15 protein-coding genes are annotated in these 18,064 nt (G+C 32.8%); 6 read left to right on the top strand and 9 right to left on the bottom strand.

Translation table 11 applies throughout. The annotated features are described in order from the left end of the window. Positions 1-346 precede the first annotated feature (346 nt). Positions 347-1,279: a 1-phosphofructokinase family hexose kinase gene (locus tag ACHZDT_RS16290; RefSeq protein WP_394775680.1), complete on the bottom strand. Its 933-nt coding sequence runs from the start codon at positions 1,277-1,279 to the stop codon at positions 347-349. A 317-nt stretch (positions 1,280-1,596) separates the two neighbouring features. On the opposite strand from ACHZDT_RS16290, the gene thiL reads away from it, so the two are divergent. Further along, complete coding sequence (gene thiL / locus ACHZDT_RS16295; protein WP_394775681.1) at positions 1,597-2,643, top strand: thiamine-phosphate kinase; 1,047 nt, start codon at positions 1,597-1,599, stop codon at positions 2,641-2,643. An 84-nt stretch (positions 2,644-2,727) separates the two neighbouring features. On the opposite strand, the gene ACHZDT_RS16300 is transcribed toward thiL, so the two are convergent. From ACHZDT_RS16300 to ACHZDT_RS16320, 5 genes are all read right to left on the bottom strand, one after another. Continuing rightward, on the bottom strand, positions 2,728-3,423 hold the full coding sequence (locus ACHZDT_RS16300; protein ID WP_394775682.1) for a response regulator: 696 nt from the start codon (positions 3,421-3,423) through the stop codon (positions 2,728-2,730). Further along, the gene (locus ACHZDT_RS16305; protein WP_394775683.1) at positions 3,420-5,471 is read right to left on the bottom strand and encodes an ATP-binding protein; all 2,052 of its coding nucleotides are present in this window, start codon (positions 5,469-5,471) and stop codon (positions 3,420-3,422) included. The genes ACHZDT_RS16300 and ACHZDT_RS16305 overlap by 4 nt, the downstream gene beginning before the upstream one ends. A gap of 99 nt (positions 5,472-5,570) precedes the next feature. Then, positions 5,571-5,849 (bottom strand): hypothetical protein, encoded by a 279-nt coding sequence (locus tag ACHZDT_RS16310; RefSeq protein WP_394775684.1) that lies wholly within the window; start codon positions 5,847-5,849, stop codon positions 5,571-5,573. A gap of 172 nt (positions 5,850-6,021) precedes the next feature. Further along, positions 6,022-6,828, bottom strand: coding sequence for a LytR/AlgR family response regulator transcription factor (locus ACHZDT_RS16315; protein WP_394775685.1), 807 nt, complete (start codon positions 6,826-6,828; stop codon positions 6,022-6,024). Positions 6,829-7,098: 270 nt separating this feature from the next. Further along, positions 7,099-8,640 (bottom strand): glycine--tRNA ligase, encoded by a 1,542-nt coding sequence (locus tag ACHZDT_RS16320; RefSeq protein ID WP_394775686.1) that lies wholly within the window; start codon positions 8,638-8,640, stop codon positions 7,099-7,101. Positions 8,641-8,738: 98 nt separating this feature from the next. Between ACHZDT_RS16320 and ACHZDT_RS16325 the strand changes: the two genes are divergently transcribed. Next, the gene (locus tag ACHZDT_RS16325; RefSeq protein WP_394775687.1) at positions 8,739-9,422 is read left to right on the top strand and encodes a ComF family protein; all 684 of its coding nucleotides are present in this window, start codon (positions 8,739-8,741) and stop codon (positions 9,420-9,422) included. 188 nt (positions 9,423-9,610) lie between these two features. Here the strand turns inward: ACHZDT_RS16325 and ACHZDT_RS16330 are convergent, their stop codons facing one another. After that, the gene (locus tag ACHZDT_RS16330) at positions 9,611-12,295 is read right to left on the bottom strand and encodes a reprolysin-like metallopeptidase (protein WP_394775688.1); all 2,685 of its coding nucleotides are present in this window, start codon (positions 12,293-12,295) and stop codon (positions 9,611-9,613) included. A 194-nt stretch (positions 12,296-12,489) separates the two neighbouring features. Here ACHZDT_RS16330 and ACHZDT_RS16335 point away from each other — a divergent pair, with 194 nt between their 5' ends. Beyond that, positions 12,490-13,419, top strand: a complete 930-nt coding sequence (locus tag ACHZDT_RS16335) for a bifunctional riboflavin kinase/FAD synthetase (protein WP_394775689.1) — start codon at positions 12,490-12,492, stop codon at positions 13,417-13,419. 20 nt (positions 13,420-13,439) lie between these two features. Here the strand turns inward: ACHZDT_RS16335 and ACHZDT_RS16340 are convergent, their stop codons facing one another. Together ACHZDT_RS16340 and ACHZDT_RS16345 are read right to left on the bottom strand one after the other, a co-directional pair. Further along, entirely contained in the window at positions 13,440-13,607 is a 168-nt protein-coding gene (locus ACHZDT_RS16340; protein WP_394775690.1) for a hypothetical protein, read from the bottom strand. A 4-nt stretch (positions 13,608-13,611) separates the two neighbouring features. After that, a complete protein-coding gene (locus tag ACHZDT_RS16345) occupies positions 13,612-14,139 on the bottom strand; it encodes a hypothetical protein (RefSeq protein WP_394775691.1) in 528 nt (175 codons plus the stop codon). An 854-nt stretch (positions 14,140-14,993) separates the two neighbouring features. Between ACHZDT_RS16345 and ACHZDT_RS16350 the strand changes: the two genes are divergently transcribed. The 3 genes from ACHZDT_RS16350 (at position 14,994) to ACHZDT_RS16360 (ending at position 17,650) form a co-directional block, all read left to right on the top strand. Then, positions 14,994-15,431, top strand: a complete 438-nt coding sequence (locus tag ACHZDT_RS16350; RefSeq protein WP_394775692.1) for a hypothetical protein — start codon at positions 14,994-14,996, stop codon at positions 15,429-15,431. Between the two features lie 166 nt (positions 15,432-15,597). Then, a complete protein-coding gene (gene bioB, locus ACHZDT_RS16355; protein WP_394775693.1) occupies positions 15,598-16,686 on the top strand; it encodes a biotin synthase BioB in 1,089 nt (362 codons plus the stop codon). A gap of 82 nt (positions 16,687-16,768) precedes the next feature. Then, the gene (locus ACHZDT_RS16360; RefSeq protein ID WP_394775694.1) at positions 16,769-17,650 is read left to right on the top strand and encodes a cupin-like domain-containing protein; all 882 of its coding nucleotides are present in this window, start codon (positions 16,769-16,771) and stop codon (positions 17,648-17,650) included. The last annotated feature ends 414 nt before the right edge of the window (positions 17,651-18,064 follow it).

Genomic DNA, 18,064 nt, shown 5'->3' on the forward strand with positions numbered 1-18,064 from the left:
TAGTGGTAATCTGCGATGGAGATCCCAGTAAATCACCACTATTTAATACAACTTAAAATATCTTCCGAACACTTATGTTTTTAAAACCTGTCGGGTTTACGTTGTGTAATTACTACGTATAAAACACACTGCTGTGCGCATCTACATTAAATCTTTACGGATTAGTTTCATCGCAAGCCAAACCCCACAGGTTTTTAAAACCTGTCGGGTTTACGTTGTGTAATTACTACGCATAAGACAAATCCGCCTCTACATTAAATCTTTACGGATAGTTGTTCATCGCAAGCCAAACCCGACAGGTTTTAAAAACCTGTCGGGTTTAATACGTTATGCAGAATCTCTCAATTTACTTATTTTTTAACCATTCAAACAAACGATGTGCATCTTCATATTTAAATAATTGCGTTCCTTCGTTCATTGTTGCGGCAGATCCACAGGCGACTCCCCAGCGAATCACTTCTTTCAGGCTTTTGTTTTGAGAAATTGCCCAAACCATTCCGCCCACCATACTATCTCCGGCTCCAACGGTACTTTTTTTGGCAACATTTGGTGCAGGAACATATTCATAATCATCTTTGGTGACTAAAACTGCGCCTTGAGGTCCAAGAGAAACTACCACAATTTCGGCTCCGCCTTTTGCGATTATTTTTTTGGCAGCTTCATTGACTTCTTCCATTTCAAGGCGTTCAACTCCAACTAATTTTGCCAACTCACCCACATTTGGTTTTATTAGATATGCTCCGGTTTCAAGAACTTTCTGTAAAGCTTCTCCAGATGTATCTACAATTAATTTTGAATTAGATTTCTTGGCAATTTCGGCTACTTTTTGATAAAAATCGGTTGATAAACCTTCGTTTAAACTTCCGCTTGCTACTAGGAATTTTGGTTTTAGATTTGAAATCGTTTCTAAGATTTTTTCAATTTCAGAATCTGATAAAACATCTCCGGTAAATCCGAAACGATATTGGGAATTCGTATTATCATCCACCGCAATAAAATTTTCTCTTGTTGCGGTTTCTGTTTCTATGGCTTCAAAATCTACTGCTTCTTTTTTTACTAAATCTTTCAACATTTCGCCAACCGGTCCGCCCGAAGTGAAGATTGCTAATGAACTTCCGCGTAAGCGTGAAATAGCTTTAGAAACATTTATTCCGCCACCGCCAGCATCAAATTGTGGTTCTTTGCATCTTATTTTCTGTTCAGCAATTAAGCCTGCAAAATGGGTACTTTTATCTACTGAAGGATTTACGGTTAAAGTAATTATATCAAATGTTTTCATAATTTGCTTTTTATATCTTTTAAAGATCCGAAAAAATGTTGTTTCTAAAAAAAGAAAATCAGGAAATATTAAGAGACAGACGCACTGCTGTGCGCCGCTACAAATGTGTGCACCACTGGGTATAAAATTGCAAAAACCTTTTTTAATGGCTAAGCGCAATCTAAACCCGACAGGTTTTTAAAACTGTCGGGTTTTGCCAGACGCTATATAAAGAAGCCTTTCTTTACACATAAATAAAGCCTTCAGACATAACTTCCCATTAATTCGATAAAACCTTTGTACCTTTGCGCCTTACAAACTTTGGAACTTAAAAAGAAATGATCGAAGATAAAAATCCGCAACGTACCAGTATAGCGCAATTAGGTGAATTTGGCCTGATTGAACATTTAACTAAAAATTTTGATGTTACTCAGGAATCTACTTTAAAAAGTATCGGCGATGATGCTGCTGTTCTAGATTTTAAGGATAAAAAAGTAGTGGTTTCTACTGATTTACTAATCGAAGGCGTGCATTTTGATTTGGCATATATGCCATTAAAACATTTAGGATATAAATCTGTTGTTGTCAATATATCTGACATTTGTGCTATGAATGCCAGACCAACTCAAATAACGGTTTCTGTGGCGGTTTCTAACCGTTTCCCACTTGAAGCCTTAGAAGAATTGTTTGCAGGGATTACTCACGCTGCAAAAGAATATAAAGTTGACGTTATTGGCGGAGACACGACCTCATCTCAAAAAGGATTAATTATTAGCATTACTGCAATTGGTGAGGCTGACGCAGAGGAAATCGTTTATAGAAATGGTGCCAAACAAACGGATTTACTTGTTGTAACCGGAGATATTGGCGCAGCATATATGGGATTACAGGTTTTAGAACGTGAAAAACAAGTTTATCAGGTGAACCCAAATAGTCAGCCTGATCTTGATATGTACAGTTATTTAATCGAACGTCAGTTAAAACCTGAAGCCCGAAAAGATGTTCGTACTTTATTACACGCGCTTGAAATTAAGCCTACTTCGATGATTGATATTTCTGATGGATTATCATCTGAAATTATTCATTTGTGCAAACAATCAAAAGTGGGTTGCAACTTATATGAAGACAAACTTCCGTTAGATCCGCAATTTATTTCGACTTGTGAAGAGTTTAATATTGATAGCACAACGGTTGCAATTAATGGCGGTGAAGATTATGAATTGTTATTTACAATCGACATTAATGATTTTGATAAGATAAAAGGAAATCCCAATTTCTCTGTTATTGGTCATATGGCTGATGAAAGCGAAGGTATAAATTTAGTGACCCGTGCCAATACGCAGATTCCTTTAAAAGCTCGTGGTTGGGATGCTTTAACGGAATAAATTTTAAAAATTCCAAATAAAAAATTCCAAATTCCAATGCTCATTACGTATTGGAATTTGGAATTTTTCTGTTTTGGAATTTAATTAAAAAAGCCCTTTGCTTTTGGCTTCTTTTACTAATTCTTCATCAGAACCTTTTACTTTGAGTAATTCTTTCAGGCTTACTTTACGTTTTTGAATTGCGTTTAATGAAATCGGAATGTATTGTGGCATATTTTCAATAATGGTTCCTTTTGATAAATGAAATAAAATCTGTTTATCAAACTCATCAATTTCAATTGAATTATGAGTTGACTGATCAAGTATTTTTTGAACTGACTGACTGTAATATTTGTCATTTTTCATCACTTTATCAAAAGCATAAAGTAATTCATCAAAAGTAAGATCATTTTTAATAACCAATCCATTGGGTTTTATGGTTCTGATAATTGTTTTGATTTTTAATAATTCTGTGTACATCGTTAATAAAATAACTTTGCAGTTTGGCATTTTATTTAAAATTAGCTTTGCCAAATCTTCGCCTGAAAAAATATCTTTTTCCTCATAAGCCGGCATACTAATGTCTAAAAATGCTACATCAAAATCAGGAGTTTTCTCGTCCTGAATTAAATCATAACCTGATTTACAATCATGAGCCTGCATTATTAAAAATTCATATTGTTTAGGATTATAACGCGTTATTGCATTTTTATATCCTTCGATAATAAAAGGATGATCATCAACAATTAATATGTTTTTTTTAATTAATTGATGGTCTGTAGCATTGGAGTCAATTATCATGTATTGTGTAGGTTAATTTTCTGATCTATTGGGATTTTAATTACAAGAAGGGTTCCTTCTCCTTTGGCAGATTTTATGGCAACTGTACCTTTACATTCTGCGGCTCTGTATTGTATATTATGTAATCCTATGCCATTTTTTGTTTTTTTGGTATTAAAACCCACTCCATCATCATAAATTGACACCACTAAATGATCTATTTCGCTTTTAAACTCAATGATGATTGTATTTGCATCTGCATATTTATTACAATTTTGAAGCGCTTCCTGAACAATTCTGTATAAATTAATTTTAACGGTATTACTTACTAAATCCCACTTAATATTAGAATCAAAAGAAGTAATTAATTTTGAATCATAAGTATTTTGCTGATCTTCGAACAAGTTGTTTAAAATCGCAATAAAATTATTAATTAATTCGGATTTCTCTCTATTTAGATCGTGTGAAATTTCACGAATATCCTGTTCAATATTTTTTAGTTCTGTTAAATATTTTTTTCGTTTTGGAGCTGCATCTGCTTCATCTACTTTGTCAAGACTGTCTAAACTAATCCTGACTCCAAACATTCTGCCTAAAACGCCATCATGCAAATCCTGCGCTACTTTTTTCTTTTCTCTAATACGCGTAAGTTCAATATCGTTTTGCTGGGAAATCATCAAATTATAAATATCCTCGTTTGCAATTTGTTGTTGTTGCTTAAAAAGTAATTCCCTGTTTTTTGCCTGTTGTGTTTTATAAACATAGAAAAACAAACCTATTAAAGTGCAAATGCTAAAAATATAAATTAAAGTTTTATTTTTTTCCTGCAGATTTGAATTCTGATCTTTGATTTCGTTGGTTTCATATTCAATACGGGAGAATTTTTCGCCCATATTTCTCTCTGATTTCAACATTTTGTCATTAAGCCGAATATATTCCCTGGAATAACCTGATGCATTTTTGATATCAACAATCGCTAATTGTTGTAATGCTTCTAACGTATTATTTAATTTACTGGAAGTACGGGACAAAATCAAAGCTTGTTTTGAGAATTGAATTGCCCTGAAAGTATCTTTTTTAAAGGCATAATATTCTGATAAATGGATTTTATTAGATACGATACCTGATTTTAATCCTAAACTATCTCTAATTTTCAGTGATTTAAAAAACAGATCCGGTAATCCGTTAGATTCCTTCAATTTAAATCTGGAATAAGCTAAATTATCTACTAACATAGCATATAAAACTATTTTCTCCTTGAACAGGTTATTTTCTTCTAAACCTTTTTGAAAATAGATTTTTGCTTTTCCATATTTACGCATACTAATGTAAACGAATCCAATATTGTTCAACGAAGTTGCTTTTAATTGAAGTTCCGCAGGAATAGTTTTATCCGTCAAAACATCTAAAGCTTTGTTATGAAATTCTAGTGATTTATCATATTCTTCTCTATCACTGTACAAAATCCCTAAAAGATTATAACATTCATAAAGTTGGTCACTTACATTTTTTTGTCTTTTTAAAATACTTAGTGCTTTAAAAACAGCAATTTCACTTTCAAAAAAATCACCGTGATTATATTGAAGACTTGCTTTGCTTAAAAATGTTTTAGCTAAATTATATTGATCATTTATTCTTACATAAAGCTTTTCTGCTTTAAATAAACTCATAAATGCACTATCTGAGATTGCTTGTGAACTATAATAATCGCCCAGATAAGTATACGCTTTTGCAGTACTTACAGAGTCTTTGCTGCTTATTGAACGTTTTAATATTAATTTTGATATTTCACGATATGACTTTAGATCGTTCATATTGTAATATCGATTGGCAACTTTAAAAAGATTAACTCTATTGATTGAATCATTATCCTGATTTAGAATAATGTCTAATGCTTTTTGATTGTATTTTTGTTTTAAATCAAAGGTTAAATTTATATCATTAGCTAAAGATAAATATGCTTTGAGACTATCTTTTGACGAAATTACAGATTGATCAAAAAAAGTTTTTTTAGTACAACCAAAAAAAATGAGAATTAAAAATAATAATATTTGAGAAGATTTTATCAAGGTATATTTTTGAATTTATCAAAAATACTAAAACTAGTTGTAATAAAAAAGCTGTCAAAATTTGACAGCTTTTTTATTACAACTTACTCTTTTACTAAGTTAATCTAATTTTATAGTTTTTCCTTGTGATTGTCTATCTTCACGAAACCCTTCAGATTGATTAAGATTAATTTTAGATTCAATTTTTATATTACTGCTAAAGTCAAGTTTTCTTCCTTGATTTCTACCAGTAGAAACATTATCTCCTCCAATATCACCATCTGCATGCATAGCAAATTTTTGATTATTATCTGAAGAAGAATTTGTTTGTGGAGTTTCAAATGAAGTTGCTACTATTACAGTAGAAATTAATGCGAATGTTAAAGCTACTTTTTTCATGATTTGGGATATTAAATTTTTGATTTAAGTTTTGGAGAATCATCGCTTTGTGCGAATCATGGTGTAAAACTAATTCCAAATTCAAAGAAAATTTATACAAAAAAAGAGGTTTGTGGTAGATCATGCCCAATTGATAGTCAATGGGCGTTAAATTAATGTAAATGCTTAATTATTAGACTTCTAAGTAATTTCCTATAGAAAAATCAGCTATAATTAAATCGACATTTGATTTGTAGGTTTTAGAAAATGGAATCTTTTTTGAAGAGTTTTTTATGTAACAAACTGAGTTCCCGTTATGAATTCTCGAAATGTAATTTTTATTGATAATATAACTATTATGAATTCGAACAAACGGATGCGATAAAATAGCTTCAAAATGCTTTAATGTTTTAAAAGCAGTGATCATATCGCCGGAATTCAGGAAAATATCTGTTGAATTATTATCTGCCTGAAAATAACAAATATCATTAGAATTGATATACCGATAATCTCCATATGATTTGATACATATAATAAGTGGTTTCTCTATAAATTGCGGAGTTTGTACAAAAGGAAGCGCCGAAGTACTATTTTCGCTTCTTATTTCAGAATTAGTTTCTGAGAATTTTTTTTTGACTTTCAAAATTGCCTTTATAAAATCTATTGGCTGAACGGGTTTTAAAAAATAATCAAAAACCCCATATTGAATAGACTCAAAGGCAAGTTCCTTTTTTCTTGTCGTAATAATTATTTTGGGTAAAATGGATAAAAACCTGTGAAGCTCGTTTATAAACTCAAGCGATAGTTTACTGGACAAATCTTCAGGGTCAATTTCTAAAAAAACAATAGCCGGTTTGTGTTCTAAAACCAAATCTAAACCGGATTGATAATTCGTAGCCGAAGCCAAAAAAGTCAATTCTGAAAAACCTTTGGCAATTGTTTTGGTTCCCAAAATACTTTCAACATCATCGTCAATAATTATATACGAATACTTTTTCAATATTTGTTTTTATTGATTTTTCGTGAACACCTGACAACTATTCGATTAAGTTTTGCCAATACTCCTGAAAAAAATTATTTTTTACGTTTTATCGCTTATTAAAAATACGCATTTCACTTATTCAATCATTTCATTGTTAATACATTATAAACAAATGTTAAAATATAAAGATGAAATGCAAATATCATCGACAAAATACATAATTATAATTAAAAAAAAACCCAAATTCCGATATGGAATTTGGGTTTTATATAAAATAGTTTAAAAAATTTACATTTTCATCAACCAGTTTTTCATAGAAACTTCGTTTTCGATAATATCTTTTAACTCAGAAATCTTAACACGATCCTGTTTCATTGAATCTCTATGACGAATTGTTACTGTTTCATCTTCGATTGTCTGGTGATCTACCGTAATACAAAATGGTGTTCCCAGAGCATCTTGTCTTCTGTAACGACGTCCTACAGCATCTTTTTCATCATAAGCAACACTAAAATCCCATTTTAAATCTTCGATGATTTTTCTGGCGATATCCGGCAATCCGTCTTTTTTAACTAATGGTAAAATAGCGGCTTTTGTTGGCGCTAAAACTGATGGTAATTTTAAAACTGTTCTTGTTGAACCATCTTCAAGAGTTTCTTCTTTTAATGAAGTTGCAAAAACAGCCAGGAACATACGGTCTAATCCTACGGAAGTTTCAACTACATATGGCACGTAATTTTCATTTAGTTCCGGATCAAAATATTGTAGTTTTCTACCTGAGAATTTTTCGTGCGCTTTTAAGTCAAAATCGGTACGAGAGTGAATTCCTTCTAATTCCTTGAAACCAAATGGGAAATTAAACTCGATATCAGCAGCAGCATTTGCATAATGTGCTAATTTTTCGTGATCGTGAAAACGGTAATTCTCTTTTCCTAATCCTAAAGATAAATGCCATTTTAAACGTGTTTCTTTCCAGTATTCATAAGATTGCATTTCTTCGCCCGGACGAACGAAAAATTGCATTTCCATTTGTTCAAATTCACGCATACGGAAAATAAATTGTCTCGCAACGATTTCATTTCTAAACGCTTTACCCGTTTGAGCAATTCCAAAAGGAACTTTCATGCGGCCAGATTTTTGTACGTTCAGGAAATTCACAAAAATACCCTGAGCCGTTTCCGGACGCAAATATAAATCCATTGCAGTATCTGCAGAAGCTCCTAATTTAGTTCCGAACATTAAATTGAACTGACGCACTTCTGTCCAGTTTCTTGAACCGGTTTCAGGATCAGCAATTTCTAATTCTTCGATTAAAGCTTTTACATCTTCTAAATCCCCATTTCCTAAAGAACGTCCTAAACGCTCTCTAATTTCTGTTTCTTTAGCTAAATATTCAATTACTCTTGGATTTGTAGTTACAAATTCCTCTTCGTTGAAAGCATCTCCAAAACGAGCTTTTGCTTTTTCAATTTCTTTTTTAGCTTTCAGGTTTAACTTTTCAGCATAATCTTCTACTAAAACATCGGCTCTATATCTTTTCTTTGAATCTTTATTATCAATTAACGGATCATTGAAAGCATCAACGTGGCCTGAAGCTTTCCAAGTCGTTGGATGCATTAATATTGCAGCATCAAGGCCTACAATATTCTCGTTCATCTGAACCATTGATTTCCACCAATATTCACGGATATTCTTTTTTAATTCGACACCATTTTGTGCATAATCATACACTGCACTTAATCCATCGTATACTTCGCTTGACGGAAAAATAAATCCGTACTCTTTTGCGTGCGAAACCACATTCTTTAATAAATCTTCTTGTTTTGCCATAGTGATGCAAAAATATAAAAAGTCCCATTAAAAAAAAGAAAAATAACAAAGATTGAAGGATTCATTTCGTTATTTTTGTAACTAAATTCTTTCTATTTGTGTTTAATTATATTATTAACCTGTTTTTCCCTAAAGTTTGTGCGGGCTGTCATACTATTTTGATTACTGCCGAAACTGTTTTATGTACTAATTGCCGACATGAAATGCCGCTGACACAATATCATTTAGATCCAAAAAACGAAGCTGTCAAAAAGTTTTACGGCAAAATTGCTATCGAACATGCATCGGCACTTTTATATTTTACCAAAAAAGGTATTGTTCAGGAACTTATTCATAACCTGAAATACAAAGGTCATGAAGAAATTGGTACCGTTTTAGGAAATTGGTATGTCGAGGATTTAAAGGAACTGGTTTTAGAAACTCCTTTTGATATTGTGATTCCTGTGCCTTTACATCCTAAAAAGTTTAAGGAACGCGGTTATAATCAGGTTACGACTTTTGGTTTGGCTGTCGCCGAAGGTTTGAACATTAGCTATAATACAAATATTTTATATCGAAAGAAATATTCTAAAACGCAATCAAAAAAGAATTTGGCAGGAAGATCTGATAATATTGATAATATTTTTGATGTGACTTTTACAGAAGAAAATCAACGCAAACACTTTTTAATTGTCGACGATGTTTTAACAACCGGCGCTACTCTTGAAGCTTGTTCACGAGCTTTATTAAAAATTCCCGGAGCTAAAATTAGTATTGTTTGTATGGCAATGGCGAATTCTTAGATTTATTTTTTGCCCACAGATTTTACGGATTAAACGGGTTTACGCCGGTTTTATTTTTAGCCACGAATTACACGAATTAATTAGTGCTAATTCGTGAAATTCGTGGCTAAAATTTAAATATATTACGCTTTACCAATATAAAATCTGTGACAATCAGTTTAATCAGTAAAACCTGTGGGCAAAAAAAATTAATTAATAATTATTTTCTTCACGGTTCTGCGATCGCCATCAATAATGGTAACAAAATACAATCCTGATGAAACATCTGAAAGCTCAATGTTTTGATTAAAATAAGATGTAATATTATAAGAATTAGAATAGATCTGTTTTCCTAAAATATCATGTACATAAATCTGAACTCTGTTTATAGAATCACTTGAAAATTGAATTGTAAAGTTTCCTTTATTAGGATTAGGATACAGCACTAATTCTACGTTACTTAAATCCGGCGTTCCTAAGGTAAATGTCTGGTTGCAAATATTTACCGATGCCGAGTTTATCGTTCCTCCGTTGCCGGAAACCGCATCGCGAACTCTAAACGTCCATGTTCCCTGAGGATTTTCGCCATTAAAAGCGCTTAATGCTTCAAAGGGAACAACAATTTGACTTGTTGTTTGAGAACAATCTAACGGAACTCCTGAATCATCAAACTGAAGGGCAAGTGTAGATTTTATATTTCCGCAGCTTCTATTGTAAACGTTCACAATTGTTCCTTTTGGACTTACCATTTGAATTTCAAGATCCGAAAGTCGGTCATGCGTTACATTTACTAAAACATCAACATCAGAAACTGTTCCGGTTGAAGCTGGAACATTAACGGTTCTGGTTGCAAAAGTGGTTTGAAAAGGTATTGTAAAACTATTTCCAAAACTATATGAATCACAAGTTGTTGTAGCCGTGTAACCTACTGCAAACGCTTTGCTGTTTATTGCATAATAAATATTTGCTGTTGGCGCGATCAAAAGCCTGCAATTTGTCGATGCTGGAACACTTGTAGGAATCTGAACTGTTTCTGAACCATCATTTGCTGTGTTTGAAACTAAAGTTGTCGGGAATGTTAATCCTCCGTCAGTTGATAATTTAATATTTACAGTTGTAGAACCTTGCAAAGTATTGGTGTTATTTACATTCCATGTAATTGTTTGACTTGATCCCAATTGCCAGCTAACATCATTTCCATTTTGAGAAGTTACTGTAAATGGTCCCGCACTTGCCACAACATTTACAACCATTGCATCTGTATTTGTCTGAGCTGTTCCTTGCGCAGCATTATCTCTTCCTGTTAAAGTAAAATGCAACGTTCTTGTAATAGACGAAACAGATTCCCAGGTTGTGGTCAGTTTATTTTCAAGAACCGTACTTAAAGTTGGCATATAACGAACCGGAGAACTTGTGGGAATTATTGATCTAAACAACGGACCATCAGGTTTTGTGGGATATGCAATACTATTAGATGTTGAAGTTGTTGTTGCACTATCATTTTGTTCCCAAGTATAAGTAACGGTCGCGCCTTCAGGATCTGAACCCGTTCCGGTTAAAATAAATGGCGTACTTATTGGGATTGTATAATCTAATCCGGCATTGATGGCTGGTGGATTATTAGTAATAGTGGTACTAACGGGACAGGTTTTTGAAGCAAGATTATTCTGAATTTGTAAAATACTGGCAAAAGCAAAATAATCGTCAGAATTGCCCTGAACATCATAATCTGTGATTCCTGCATAACCCATAACCGTGGAACCGCTTCCGGGTTCAATGTTTGTTCCCGTTCCTTCAATACCATACGAAAAAGTATGAGTTGCGCCTAATTGATGTCCTATCTCATGTGCTACAAAATCAATATCAAAAGTATCACCTTGCGGTTTTCCGTCTGATGGTGATGTATAAGCACTTCCTTTTGCGGTAATATTTGACGATGTTGGACTATCACAAATACATCCTATACAACCGGCATTACCTCCGCCTCCGGAACCTCCAAATAAATGTCCGATATCATAATTTGCCTCGCCAATTACACTTGTTATAGTATTTTGCGCTTCAACATTCCAAACCTGAATATCATCACGATCCGGATAATTTGCTGTTCCGTCAGAGGCGTTAGAATATGGATCTGTTGCTGGATTTGTGTAAATAATAGCATCATTAGTAGCAATCAATAATAATTGTACGGCAAGATCTCTGTTAAAAACTCCGTTAACTCTTGACAAGGTTGCGTTCATTCCGGCTAATGCTCCGGCTTTTGTCCCGCCAAAAAAAGCAGTATATTCTCCGGTAGACGAAAGTGCCAATCTCAAAGTTTTAAAAACTTTATTGCTCGCGGTCGTTTTTGATGTTGATGGTTTATTTTTATTCGAAAGTAATCCTGTAGTTTTACAAGTTAAGCTTCTTGAGGTTGCATCGTTTTTAGCAAATACCATATATTGAGCTTTATCATCAGGATTTTGCTCGATATATTCAGATGGTTTATCAGCACGCAGCACCATTGTCTGGAATCCAATTGGCGCAACACTAAAATGAATTTTTGCGGTTTTATCATCAATTCCGTTTCCTTCATACGCTCTGATTTCCGGATATTTTGCCTGTAATTCCGGTTCAAAATTTGAGGCTTCCCAAACTGTAAATCGTTCTAAAACACCATCAGAATTTGGAATAGTAATTATTGTACCGGTGCCTTTTGATGTTTTATTAGTTGTTGTCGAAAGTTTATTTTTCAAGAAGTCTGTATTCAGCTTATAATAAAGCCTTTCCGAGTCAGAAGAATTTCCTCTTTTGGTTACAGAATTTGCGCTGACTTTCTGCCACAAATCATCACTTTGTGCGTGAATCGTTGCAGAACAAAAAATAAAAAATAAAAAAAGTAGATTTTTTTTCATACTTGAAGGCGATTAAAGATTCAAAATTAAGCGAATTAAATTAAATTCTTACATATATACGACAATTAATGCTTTTTTATCGACGAGTTACTTCATTTTCACAAAAAGAAACAGATTGACATCAAAATTCAATTGGGCATACTATTAAATTTAAAATAGATAGTATAAATTTGCACCATCTTAAATTATTTGTTTTGAAGCTCTTTCATTCTATAAACGATTTTCAGTCAACCAAGAAAACGATTTTAACTCTTGGCACCTTTGACGGCGTACATATTGGTCATAAAAAAATTCTTGAACGAATTACTCAAAATACTGAAAACGGAAAATACGAAAGTTTAGTACTTACTTTTTTTCCGCATCCAAGAATGGTATTACAGGAAAAATCAGAAATAAAATTATTAAATACTATTGCTGAAAAAACTAAACTTCTGGAAGCAACAGGAATTGAAAACCTTGTGATTCATCCGTTTAACGAAAGTTTCTCCCGATTAACAGCTGAAGAATTTGTACATTCTATTTTAGTGGATCAATTTCATATTCAGAAAATAATTATTGGTCACGATCATCGTTTTGGAAGAAACAGGACGGCTAATATTGATGATTTAATTGCTTTTGGAGCTGAATATGGTTTTGAAGTGGAACAGATTTCGGCTGAGGAAATTCAGGATGTTTCGGTAAGTTCTACTAAAGTTAGAAAGGCTTTAAACGAAGGAAATATGGCTCTTGCCAATGAATATTTGGGTTATTCTTATTTTTTATCTGGCGAAGTTGTAAAAGGAAAACAATTAGGAAGAACTATTGGTTTCCCAACGGCTAATATAAAAATTGAAGAAGAATATAAGCTAATTCCAAAAATTGGTGTTTATGCCGTAAAAGCTTTAGTTGGCGAAAAGGAAGTTTTCGGGATGATGAACATTGGATTTAATCCTACTGTAAACGGACAAAACCAAACTATCGAAGTGAACTTATTTGATTTTGATGCAGATATTTACGGTCAAAAAATCGAAGTTTCGTTATTGCAATATCTTCGAGAAGAACAAAAATTCGGTTCATTGGATTTACTTAAAGCTCAATTAAATCAGGATAAAAAAGATGCTTTGGCATTTGTGAGCAGATTGTAAAAATTACAGGAATCATTTTATTAGTCATTTATTTTTTTAACGCCTTTTGGTTTAGCACTTCTGGTCTCAACATCTTTTTTAGCTTTTCTACTAGCTATAAATTCGCTGATTTCAATTTTTTCCTTTTCTGTTAATGGTGGACTTTGTATTACAAAATCTACACCTTTAGGTTCTTTTATAAAATTCATAATTTTATGATTTAAAATATCTTTTTACTAATTTTTTTGATGCTTCGGTCTCAATAATCATTCTTTGATTTTTAAAATGAAAAGCACCTAAACTTTCCTCATAATGTTTAATTAAATTTGTTTTGGATGTAAATGCGACGAATCCATCAAGCCCTTTTTGAAATGAAACTTTACAAGCAAAAGCAACTAAATTTCCCGAAACCCCTTCGTAAAGCTTATTTTTACCAATATTAAAAGGAGAACTTTCGAGAAGATTCATATAAACATGATCTTCTTCAATCGTTATACTTAATGCTCCTTGAATTATATTTGAATTATTTACAATCGTAAGTTTGTATACTTCCTTTTGTATATCTTTAAATTCAGATTTCCAATCAAAATTCCAACCATTTTTCTTTATAATAGTTTTCAAATCAACACTTGTAATGCGACTCACTTCAGTTTGAAAACTATCGCCTGAAATTGTATTTAAGATTGAATCCGTCAATTTGTCAATAATAAAACTCTGTTCTATTTGCCCTTTATTATTCATTAATCAAAAATACAAAATTTTAAGATGATTATTAAATATCGATTTAAGAATTGTAGTAAACCAAATAACAAGCATAAATAAAGATGCTTTGGCATTTGTGAGCAGATTGTAAAAAAAAATGGGATAGTCCCGATGGGCAATGTCATTAAGTTAAGGGGAAATATATAAAATTACTTAACAGTTTAATCAAGAAAGCAATTAGAAAAATCCGTTTTTATCAGCGTTTTCGCTTTAGAGAATCAGTAAAATCAGCGTCTAATTTTTGACGCGGATAAAACAGATTTACTTCGTAAAAACGCTGATAAAAACGGATTTGATTTGTAATAATTTTATTTTTTAAAAGCTTAACTTAATGACATTGCCCGATGGGACAAAAATTGTTATTTCTAATTATTTTCTACCAACATTTAATCTCTCCGAGATATTTTTTATTTAGGCTAAAACGTATTTGAAATAAACGAAATGCATTTACAATCTCGCAAAGACGCTAAGTTTAAACACAATCTTGTCATTTCGACGAAGGAGAAATCTCATCAAGAAGCTCGACAAAGATTGGATTCTGATTACGGAGTTACTTACGGAGATTTCTCCTCCGTTGAATTGAGAGTGCTATTTGCGAGAGATTATTTGGCATAACATTATTGATTTTTTCTTAAATTAATGACAATATCCCGTCGCGAATATACTTTTTCGGTAATAATTTTAAAAAAAATATCCGTGTTCTTCCTTGTTACTTTTCTAATCATTATTCTTTTCCTCTACTTTTAAATCATCGTAGCTATTTTTTCTGTAAATTTGATATAGAACTCTGTTTATCAAAGATTTAAATATTAACTTCTCTAAAAATAACCACTATGAATTTACCTAAAGAAATTACCAACGGTTTTTTGATTTTCCTCGGAATAGGCATTTATTTTTTATTGATGAGTTTATTAGGACTTTCCCATTTATTTTACCTGAGAACTCTAAATGTATTTTTTATCTTTTATGGTGTAAACAGAACGATGCAAATGAATCTGAAGGAAGGTGAAACTAATTTTGTATCAAATGCGGTTTCTGCAATGACAACATCTGTAGTTGGAGTTTCGTTAAGCGTGCTCGGATTATTAATTTACAGTTATACCAAAGGTGGCGATGCTTATGTAGAAACGCTTTCTAAAACTTTTATGTTTGGCGGAGATCCATCTGTACCAACCTATTGTATTTGTCTGCTTTTTGAAGGACTTGCATCATCGGTCATTGTTACTTTAATGATGATGTTGTATTGGAACAATAAATATATAGCCGATTAATTTTTCAGAATAAAAATAAACAAAAACACCCTAAATCATAATCACAAATCTATGCTTTTAGGGTGTTTTTGATTTTTAGAATATCTCTTAAAAAATCATTTACAAAATTCAACGTTTGGTGATTAAAACAATTTAATTACTTTTGATTCTCAAAAACAATGTATCAATGAGCATTACAAAACACAACTGGACTAAAGACGAGATAATCGCCATATATAATAAACCTTTGATGGACCTGCTTTATGAAGCAGCAACAATACACAGACAAAAGCACGATCCTAACGTTGTTCAGGTATCTACTTTGCTTTCGATCAAAACGGGAGGATGTCCTGAAGATTGTGGTTATTGCCCGCAAGCTGCGCGTTATAACACAGGAGTTGAAGGAAATGATTTAATGAGTGTAAGTCAGGTTAAAGCTCAGGCTTTGCGTGCAAAATCCAGCGGATCATCGCGTGTTTGTATGGGCGCCGCGTGGAGAAATGTAAAAGATGGCGAAGAGTTCGATCAGGTTTTAGAAATGGTTCGTACCATTAATAAACTGGATATGGAGGTTTGTTGTACTTTAGGTATGATTACCGAAAATCAGGCGCAACGTCTGGCAGAAGCTGGTTTATATGCTTACAATCACAATTTAGATACATCTGAAGAATATTATAAAGATGTGATTTCGACTCGTGGTTTTGAAGATCGTTTACAGACTATTGAAAATGTTCGTAAAACGAATGTTACGGTTTGCAGCGGAGGAATTATCGGGATGGGAGAAAGTATTGAAGACAGAGCGGGAATGCTTGTAGCACTTTCGACTTTAAATCCACAACCGGAATCTGTACCAATTAATGCTTTGGTTGCTGTTGAAGGAACTCCGATGGAAGAAGAAAAACCTGTTGAGATCTGGGAAATGATTAGAATGGTTGCTACAACAAGAATCATAATGCCGGATACGCAGGTTCGTTTATCTGCCGGAAGAACTAATATGAGCCGCGAAGGTCAGGCAATGTGCTTTTTTGCCGGTGCGAATTCTATTTTTGCAGGTGACAAATTGCTTACAACGCCAAATCCTGATGTTCAGGAAGATATGAAAATGTTTGAGTTATTAGGATTGATTCCGCAAAAGCCATTTGTTAAGGTTTCACAACCTCAAACAGTAGAAGCTGTGGATTCTCAATTTACTACGCTTGGTGAAAAACCAAGATGGTCAAGACCGGGACATACGATTGAAAGAAACCTTGAAGCTTCGATTAAAGCAAAAATTTAATTAAATGAGTTAATATTTCTCGACGACAATTTTTAAATTGCTTGTAGCACTGAGCTATAAGCAATTTTTTTATTTCAAAGAGATGAAGTTACAACAAATCCAAAGGGTAAAAAAGATCTCGAAATCTGATTTTATTTCCCAATATGTCAAAAAGCAAATTCCCGTTGTTATTGAAGAGCTAACCGAAGACTGGCCAGCTTATCATAAATGGAAATTACGTTATATCAAAGAAATCGCCGGCGATACTATCGTTCCTTTATACGACAATAGACCTGTTAATCATGAAGATGGCTTTAATGAAGCGCATACTAAAATGAAAATGGGCGATTATATTAATTTATTAGAGTCGAAACCTACTAATTACCGCATCTTTCTTTATAATTTAATGAAGGAGGTTCCCACTTTAAAGAGTGATTTTTTGTGGCCGGATATTGGTTTAAGATTAGTCAAGCAATTACCAATGTTGTTTTTTGGCGGTGAAAACTCAAGAGTATTCATGCATTATGATATTGATTATTCGAATATTTTGCATTTCCATTTTCATGGTGAAAAACAATGTATGCTTTTTGCACCGGATCAGTCGAAGTATATGTACAAGGTTCCGCATGCTTTGATTTCCAGAGAAGACATTGATTTTGATAATCCCGATTATGAAAAATTCCCTGCTCTTGAAAATGCCCAAGGTTTTATCACAAATCTAAAACATGGCGAAATGTTATATATGCCGGAAGGTTACTGGCATTATATGAAGTATTTAACTCCGGGATTTTCTATGAGTTTACGCTCTTTTCCTAAAAGTATTGTGAACTTATCTAAAGCGGCTTATAATATTTTTATTATGCGCCATTTCGATATTTTAATGCGAAAAGTAAAAGGTCAGAAATGGATTGATTATAAAAACGAAAAAGCAATGCAGAATACGCATGTAAATTTAGAAAAGACTTTTTTAAGAAAAGTGTCGTAATGCTTTTTATTATAAACCATAGTTTTCCGCGTTCTATAATCGTTTTATAATTTTGTCTATAAATATTACGTCCCTCTGGGACTCTAAAAAACTCCAGCGGAGTGTTATACTTATAGCCAATTAATTATAACGTTTGTAAAGCTCCAGCGGAGCGACATCATTTACGTTTCTTTATTTTTATATTTCACCCCGATGGGGTTATATCTCATCATCTATAAATTTCTATAAATATTACGTCCCTCTGGGATTCTAAAAAACTCCAGGGGAGTGTTATACTTATAGCCAATTAATTATAACGTTTATAAAGCTCCAGCGGAGCGACATCTTTTACGTTTCTTTATTTTATATTTCACCCCGATGGGGTTATATCTCGTCATCTATAAATTTCTATAAATATTACGTCCCTCTGGGACT

Source organism: Flavobacterium sp., assembly GCF_043722275.1.
Lineage (GTDB): Bacteria > Bacteroidota > Bacteroidia > Flavobacteriales > Flavobacteriaceae > Flavobacterium.

Coding starts and splice junctions, on each gene's coding strand:
- ACHZDT_RS16330 (WP_394775688.1), bottom strand. CDS start 12,295: ATGAAAAAAAATCTACTTTTTTTATTTTTTATTTTTTGTTCTGCAACG.
- ACHZDT_RS16310 (WP_394775684.1), bottom strand. CDS start 5,849: ATGAAAAAAGTAGCTTTAACATTCGCATTAATTTCTACTGTAATAGTA.
- bioB (WP_394775693.1), top strand. CDS start 15,598: ATGAGCATTACAAAACACAACTGGACTAAAGACGAGATAATCGCCATA.
- thiL (WP_394775681.1), top strand. CDS start 1,597: ATGATCGAAGATAAAAATCCGCAACGTACCAGTATAGCGCAATTAGGT.
- ACHZDT_RS16350 (WP_394775692.1), top strand. CDS start 14,994: ATGAATTTACCTAAAGAAATTACCAACGGTTTTTTGATTTTCCTCGGA.
- ACHZDT_RS16300 (WP_394775682.1), bottom strand. CDS start 3,423: ATGATAATTGACTCCAATGCTACAGACCATCAATTAATTAAAAAAAAC.
- ACHZDT_RS16340 (WP_394775690.1), bottom strand. CDS start 13,607: ATGAATTTTATAAAAGAACCTAAAGGTGTAGATTTTGTAATACAAAGT.
- ACHZDT_RS16290 (WP_394775680.1), bottom strand. CDS start 1,279: ATGAAAACATTTGATATAATTACTTTAACCGTAAATCCTTCAGTAGAT.
- ACHZDT_RS16320 (WP_394775686.1), bottom strand. CDS start 8,640: ATGGCAAAACAAGAAGATTTATTAAAGAATGTGGTTTCGCACGCAAAA.
- ACHZDT_RS16345 (WP_394775691.1), bottom strand. CDS start 14,139: ATGAATAATAAAGGGCAAATAGAACAGAGTTTTATTATTGACAAATTG.
- ACHZDT_RS16360 (WP_394775694.1), top strand. CDS start 16,769: ATGAAGTTACAACAAATCCAAAGGGTAAAAAAGATCTCGAAATCTGAT.